The organism is Streptomyces sp. NPDC057543 (genome assembly GCF_042801895.1).
Lineage (GTDB): Bacteria > Actinomycetota > Actinomycetes > Streptomycetales > Streptomycetaceae > Streptomyces.
Window position 1 is genome coordinate 1 of record NZ_JBHVFF010000379.1, and the last position, 6859, is coordinate 6859.

The 6859-nt window shown below is 72.4% G+C and carries 5 protein-coding genes; 3 read left to right on the top strand and 2 right to left on the bottom strand.

Annotated features, from left to right (window positions below; genetic code table 11):
• Nucleotides 1–128 precede the first annotated feature (128 nt).
• Nucleotides 129–1508 carry a DNA-directed RNA polymerase sigma-70 factor gene (locus ACFU8Q_RS37500; protein WP_384463426.1) on the bottom strand — a complete coding sequence of 460 codons (1380 nt, stop codon included), beginning with the start codon at nucleotides 1506–1508 and terminating at the stop codon, nucleotides 129–131.
• A gap of 146 nt (nucleotides 1509–1654) precedes the next feature.
• Between ACFU8Q_RS37500 and ACFU8Q_RS37505 the strand changes: the two genes are divergently transcribed.
• Nucleotides 1655–3277, top strand: coding sequence for a DUF6350 family protein (locus ACFU8Q_RS37505; RefSeq protein ID WP_384463429.1), 1623 nt, complete (start codon nucleotides 1655–1657; stop codon nucleotides 3275–3277).
• A 13-nt stretch (nucleotides 3278–3290) separates the two neighbouring features.
• Here ACFU8Q_RS37505 and ACFU8Q_RS37510 read toward each other — a convergent pair whose 3' ends face one another.
• Nucleotides 3291–4217, bottom strand: coding sequence for a hypothetical protein (locus ACFU8Q_RS37510; protein WP_384463432.1), 927 nt, complete (start codon nucleotides 4215–4217; stop codon nucleotides 3291–3293).
• A gap of 364 nt (nucleotides 4218–4581) precedes the next feature.
• Between ACFU8Q_RS37510 and purN the strand changes: the two genes are divergently transcribed.
• Complete coding sequence (purN, locus tag ACFU8Q_RS37515; RefSeq protein ID WP_384463435.1) at nucleotides 4582–5238, top strand: phosphoribosylglycinamide formyltransferase; 657 nt, start codon at nucleotides 4582–4584, stop codon at nucleotides 5236–5238.
• Nucleotides 5225–6778, top strand: coding sequence for a bifunctional phosphoribosylaminoimidazolecarboxamide formyltransferase/IMP cyclohydrolase (purH, locus tag ACFU8Q_RS37520; RefSeq protein ID WP_384463438.1), 1554 nt, complete (start codon nucleotides 5225–5227; stop codon nucleotides 6776–6778). The genes purN and purH overlap by 14 nt, the downstream gene beginning before the upstream one ends.
• Nucleotides 6779–6859: the final 81 nt, after the last annotated feature.

Consider the following 6859-nt stretch of genomic DNA (forward strand, 5'->3'; position numbering starts at 1 on the left):
CCCGTACCCCGGTCAGGGATACGGGCCCGCGCCGTTTCTTTCTGCGCGGCCGCTGCTCCGTCCGCGCCTCAGGCGAGGCCCCCGAGTCTCCCCCGTGTCTCCCGCCGTCAGCCGGTTCCCGCTCGTGTTCAGCCGGGGTGGGGGAGCAGCCGGGCCGGGCCCTGTACGAGTTCGCCGTGCAGCCGCTGCCGCAGGTTCAGGTCCTGCGGCGTCAGCTGCTGCGGGCCACTTCGTGGCGGCACCCCTTCGACCTGCTGAGCGGGTGACTCCGGGGTCTCGTACCGCATCGGAGGGTTCGCCAGGGTGAACAGCGTCGCCCCGATGAGCAGCACCGCGAAGGTGATGACCACCCTGGTCCACAGATGGGCCCGGCGCTCGCTGTCCGTGCGGATCGCGTCGGGCGAGGGGAGCGATTCGAGGGTCTGGGCCTCGGCGAGCGCGCCGAGCTGTTGATGCAGGAGCGCCGACTGCTCGGCGGGGGACGCCGGTTCCGCCAGCTCGGGCAGCCGCTCGGCGACCGCGGCACGGGCGTTCATCAGCCTGCTCGCCGTCGCCGGAGTGCTGGCCTCCGTCTCCGCCGCGGTCTCCGGCAGACCCAGGCCGACACCGTCGTGGAGCAGCAGGGTGCGGCGGTACGACGGTGGCAGGTCGAGCAGCGCGTCGAGCAGTGCGCGCGCACCGGGTTCGGCGGGTGGTGGGTCGAGCTCGCGGTGCGTGCGGCGCAGCCGGTGCCAGGGCGACACCGCGTACTCGTACGCAGCCGCCCGTACCCACCCCGCCGGATCCCGGTCCGCAACGACCTCGGGCCAGCGGTCCCAGGCCAGCGCGAAGGCCCGCGCGACGGACTCCTGGGAGAGGCTCCGGCGCCCGGTCAGCAGAAACGTCTGCCGGAAGAGGGCGGCAGCGCAGTGCATGTACAAGGCATCGAAACCCTTGACCGCTGCCGCTTCTGCTGCTGCCTCCGCCGACTCTGCCGCTGCCTCAACAGCTGACGCTGCCGCCTCAGGTGCTTCACTCGCACCGGACGCGTCAGGGGTGCCGGACAGATCGGGGGTGGTGCCGGGCTCGGTCGGGGCCATGGTGGAGCTCCCGGTGGCTTCGACGTGGGCCGGAGGACGGGACGGCGGGCGAGACGGCGTATGGGACGGCGGTTTCGCGGACGTCACCGGCTTGGACAGCCACGCGACCGTCGTCGGCGTCGCCGGGCGGGCCGCCGGCTTGACGGCGGCCTTCTGCCGGGTGCTCGACGCGGTGGACTCGGTCCGGGCACTCGGAGACGTTTCCCGCGGACCCTTCCGGCCGCCGCTGATCAGCCAGGCATACACCTCACCCTTTCGCCCCCGGGGCGTGGTGCGGCCCGTCTCCCCGGACCGGACCGTGGCCCGGGTGACGCCCACCGCCATCGCGACCTGCTCTTCACCCAGCGACTTGGCCTCACGCAGTCTGCGGCGCTCCTTGCGGGAAGGGGGCGGAGGGGTGGCGGCCACATCGGTCGAGCTCTGCGTCATGAATGAACCCCCGTGGACCTGCACTGATCAAAAAAGTACATAAACGCATATTGGGCGACACAGCCGCTGTTCGCCTGTTGCGCGGAATAAGTGCGTGTCGTTGGGAGCATGACGGGGTGACCCAAGTGACCGAAGGAAGCCCCTCGTTGTCGGCAGAGCAGAGCCCGTCCGCCGTACTGACCTTCACCTTCCTGCGTGGGGTTCTCGCGGCCGGGCTGGGGCTGGGTGCCCTCACCGTGCTCGTCATGGTGCTGTGGATCAGCTCCCCGGCCACCGACGACGGCCTCGGCGGTGTCCTCCACACGGCGGCCGGGCTCTGGCTGCTCGCCCATGGTGCCGAACTGATCAGGACCGACACGCTCGGCGGAGCCCGCGCTCCGGTGGGCCTCGTTCCGCTGCTGCTCACCGTCGCGCCGGTGTGGCTGCTCCACCGCGCGGCCCGGGACGCCCTGGAACCGGACGAGGGGCGTCCGGCGCCCTCGGCGGTGGCCGCGTTCGCCCTGGTCGTCGGCGGATATCTGCTGGTCGGGGCTACTGTCGCGCTCTACGTGCGGGGCGGTTCACTGACCGTGAACGCGCCGTCGCTGTTCTTCCCTGCGGCCATTGTGGTGGCGGGCGCGGCGGCGGCCGGGGTCTGGACGGCATCCGGGCGCCCGATCGGGCCGCCGCCGTCCTGGGCGCCGGTGCGCCTGCGCGAGGAGCTGGCGCGTTCCGGGTTCAGGAAGCGTGCCGACACGGTGTGCCGGTCGGCGGCGGCCGGGGTGGCGGTACTGCTGGGCGGCGGGGCGCTGCTCGTCGCTGTGGGACTGGTCTGGCATGCCCCGGCGGCTCAGCAGTCGTTCGTCCAGCTCTCGGGCGACTGGGCGGGCCGGGTCTCGGTGGTGCTGCTCGCGCTGGTGCTGGTGCCGGACGCGGCGGTGTGGGGTGCCGCGTACGGACTCGGACCGGGTTTCGCGCTCGGTACGGCGTCCACGGTCACCCCGCTCGCGTTCTCCGGTCGCCCGGCGCTGCCCGTCTTCCCGTTGCTTGCCGCGGTGCCTGAGCAGGGTCCGGGGACGGCCCCGAACTGGGCCGCCGCGGCGGTGCCGGTCGTGGCCGGGGTGGCGGTCGCCTGGTTCACGGTGCGGCGGGCCGCGCCCGCCCAGGCCGGACGGGACGAGGCGTGGAGCCTGCGGGAGACCGCGCTGACGGCCGGGATGGGGGCACTGGGATGCGGGGTGGGTACGGCGGTGCTCGCCGCGGCTGCGGGAGGGCCGCTCGGCACCCGGGCGTTGGTGGCGTTCGGCCCGGTGTGGTGGCTGACCGGTGCGGCGGCCCTGGCGTGGACGGCGTTGCTCGGCGTCCCCGGGGCGCTCCTGGTGCGGGCCTGGCGGCTGCGCGGCGGCGAGCGGGGCCGCTGGTGGCGGCGGGTCCCGGCACAGGAGGCGACGGACGAGGCGGCGGAAGGGGCGACGACAGATGCGGCGCAAGGAGCGCCGGACGAGGCGGCGGCAGGAGCGTCCGTTGCCCAGGCGCCTGCGGAGGTGCCCGGGCAGGCGCCTCAGCGGACGGACGGCAGCCGGCGGTGGTGGACGCGGTCCGGACGCCGGGAAGCGGGCGAGAAGGCCGAGCCGGTGTCCACGCCGGGAACGCTGCCCACCCCCGGGGGCCGACTCGCCGCGGCGGGCGGCGGGAAGGGTGAGGACTCCGAGTCGTACGACTTCCTGCCCACCGATCCCTGGTACGAACGGACGACGGTCCGGCCTCCCGAGGAGGCCGGACCGTCGTGAATTGCGCGAGGTGTCACTTCTTGACGCCGAAGAAGGGTTCCAGCGGCTTCGGCAGCCGGTCGTTGCAGGCCAGTTGGCCGGACTTGGTCAGGGCGTCGTTCACGCAGGTGTAGTAGTCGCGGTAGACCAGCTGGACCGTGAACGTCGTCGCGACGATCGAGAGCGCGAGCAGCGCCGTCACCAGCCCGCTGACCGCGGCCGTGGTCTGCTGCCTGCCGTAGCCCGGAGCGGGTGCGCCGGGTGCGCCGGCCGCGGGGACATGTCCGGAACCGGAACCCTGCAGAGGACCGGCAACCGGTGTACCGGACGCAGCGCCCGCCCCCGGGGCGCTGGTGGCTCCGCCCGGTGCGGATGCCCCCTTCGGCTTCGCCCGGAGCGAGCTGATCGACCAGTACACGGCGAGTGCGCCGAGCAGCAGGGCGATCTCCGGGAAGTCGAAGAGCGCGAAGAAGAAGGCCCACATACCGGAGAGCAGCGCGTAGCGGGCGCGCCGCTGGGCGGGGTCGGTCGGATCCCAGCGCAGTCCGCCGGGGCTGCCCTCGGGGCCGCCCTGACCGTTCGGCCCGACCGGCCCGCCGGGGCGACCGCCGAAGCTGCCGCTCTGGCGCCCGGGCTGTCGGCTGCTCCACTGGCTGCCCCAGACCGGCCGGTCGTCGGAGGAACCGTCCTCGGGCGACGCGTCGCCGTTGTCCCGGCCTCCGTTCCCCTGGCCGTTCCCGCCGTTGCCGTTGCCGGTGTTCGAAGGGTGGCGGGGCTGCCAGGGCTGATCGGGCCGGTTCTCCGGCGGTGCGGCGAACGGGTTGTCATCGGAACGAGCGCCGGAAGACGAAGAACCGGAAGGAGAGGAAGGGCCCGTGGGGGACTGGCGCTCTCGCAGCAGCAGCGAGGTCCGCTCGGGCAGCGGGTGGCGGAAGGCGGTGCGGCGGCGTCGGTCCGGCATATGGTGAACGTCTTCCCCATCTCGTCATTTCCGCCCTGCGGACGGTTCCCTGTCCCCTGACGCTACCTCCCGGCCAGGAGGGGCCGAAAGCTGGGAGCGGCTGTGACGGGCGGCCGGCAGCCGTTCCCCGGACACTCCCACGCATTCCGTAGCCGGCCCCCGGCCGATCTGCCACCGACCCCCAGCCGATCCGTAGCCGTCCTGTGGCCCCTCACCCCCGTCCCGTGGGGGTCCCCAGAGGTGCCGGTATCGTTGCTGACGGTCGGCTCGTTCGTAGAGTTCCCCGTATCACGGGGCTCGATTCTTTCGTACGACCATACAAATCAGCGTCACTCTGCTTCACCACGCGAGAAAGGGCCCAGCCGTGGCCTCCCCGCCCCCTTCCCCCGCACCGGCCCGTCTGGTCGTCCTGGTCTCCGGCTCCGGTACGAACCTTCAAGCCCTGCTCGACGCCATCGGCGACGACCCCGAGGGCTTCGGTGCCCAGGTCGTAGCGGTCGGCGCCGACCGCTCCGGCATCGTCGGTCTGGAACGGGCGGAGCGCGCCGGACTGCCGACCTTCGTGTGCCGGGTCAAGGACTACGCCACGCGCGAGGAATGGGACGCGGCACTCGCGGCCGCGACGGCCGAGCACCGCCCGGACCTCGTGGTGTCCGCGGGGTTCATGAAAATCGTGGGCAAGGAGTTCCTCGCCCGGTTCGGCGGCCGGTTCATCAACACCCACCCCGCCCTGCTCCCCAGCTTTCCCGGTGCCCATGGGGTGCGTGACGCACTCGCGTACGGCGTGAAAGTCACCGGGTGCACCGTCCACTTCGTCGACGACGGCGTCGACACCGGTCCGATCATCGCGCAGGGCATGGTCGAGGTGACCGAAGAGGACACAGCGGAGGGCGAAGCCGCTCTCCACGAACGCATCAAGGAAGTCGAGCGCAAGCTGCTCGTCGAGGCCGTGGGGCGACTCGCCCGTGACGGCTATCGCATTGAGGGACGAAAGGTTCATCTCGGTCATGTCGGTGAATAAGCCCATCCGCCGCGCCCTGGTCAGTGTCTACGACAAGACGGGGCTCGAAGACCTCGCCCGCGGCCTGCACGAGGCGGGGGTCGAGCTCGTCTCCACCGGCTCCACCGCCGGGCGGATCGCCGCCGCCGGGGTGCCGGTCACCAAGGTCGAGGAGCTCACCGGCTTCCCCGAGTGCCTGGACGGCCGCGTCAAGACGCTGCACCCGCGCGTCCACGCCGGCATCCTCGCCGACCTGCGCCTGGACGCCCATCGCGAGCAGCTCGCCGAACTCGGCGTGGAGCCGTTCGACCTGGTGGTCGTGAACCTCTACCCGTTCAAGGAGACCGTCGCCTCCGGCGCGTCCGCCGACGAGTGCGTGGAGCAGATCGACATCGGCGGCCCGTCCATGGTCCGCGCCGCCGCCAAGAACCACCCGTCCGTTGCCGTCGTCACCAGCCCCGAGCGGTACGCCGACGTCCTCGCCGCGGTCAAGGCCGGCGGCTTCGACCTGACCGCCCGCAAGCGGCTGGCCGCCGAGGCGTTCCAGCACACCGCCGCGTACGACGTGGCCGTGGCCTCCTGGTTCGCCGACGACTACGCCGCCGCCGACGACTCGGGCTTCCCCGACTTCTTCGGTGCCACGTACGAGCGCAAGAACGTCCTGCGGTACGGCGAGAACCCGCACCAGCCCGCCGCGCTCTACACCTCCGGCACCGGTGGCCTGGCCGAGGCGGAGCAACTGCACGGCAAGGAGATGTCGTACAACAACTACACGGACACCGACGCCGCGCGCCGGGCCGCGTACGACCACGCCGAGCCGTGCGTCGCGATCATCAAGCACGCCAACCCGTGCGGCATCGCGATCGCCGGCGACGTCGCGGAGGCGCACCGCAACGCGCACGCCTGTGACCCGCTGTCGGCGTTCGGCGGTGTCATCGCCGTCAACCGCCCGGTGACGGTGGCCATGGCCGAGCAGGTCGCGGAGATCTTCACCGAGGTCATCGTCGCCCCGGCGTACGAGGACGGCGCCGTCGAGGTGCTCGCCCGCAAGAAGAACATCCGCGTGCTGCGCTGCCCCGACGCCCCGTCCGCCGAGGTCGAGGTCAAGCCGATCGACGGCGGCGCGCTGCTTCAGGTGACCGACCGCCTCCAGGCCGAGGGCGATGATCCGGCCAACTGGACGCTGGCCACGGGTGAGGCGCTCTCCGCCGACGAGCTCAAAGAACTCGCCTTCGCGTGGAAGGCGTGCCGCGCGGTCAAGTCCAACGCGATCCTGCTCGCCAAGGGCGGTGCCTCGGTCGGCGTCGGCATGGGCCAGGTCAACCGGGTCGACTCCGCGAAGCTGGCCGTCGAGCGGGCGGGCGAGGAACGTGCACAGGGCTCGTACGCCGCGTCCGACGCGTTCTTCCCGTTCCCGGACGGGCTGGAGATCCTGACCGCGGCCGGCATCAGGGCCGTGGCCCAGCCGGGCGGTTCGGTCCGCGACGAACTGGTCGTCGAGGCCGCGAAGAAGGCGGGCGTGACCATGTACTTCACCGGTACGCGGCACTTCTTCCACTGACGGGAACGGCGCGCCGGGCCCACCCCGGCGGCCCGCGGTGTGCGGCAACCACCGTGCCGGGCAGGACCGAAGGCCGTAACT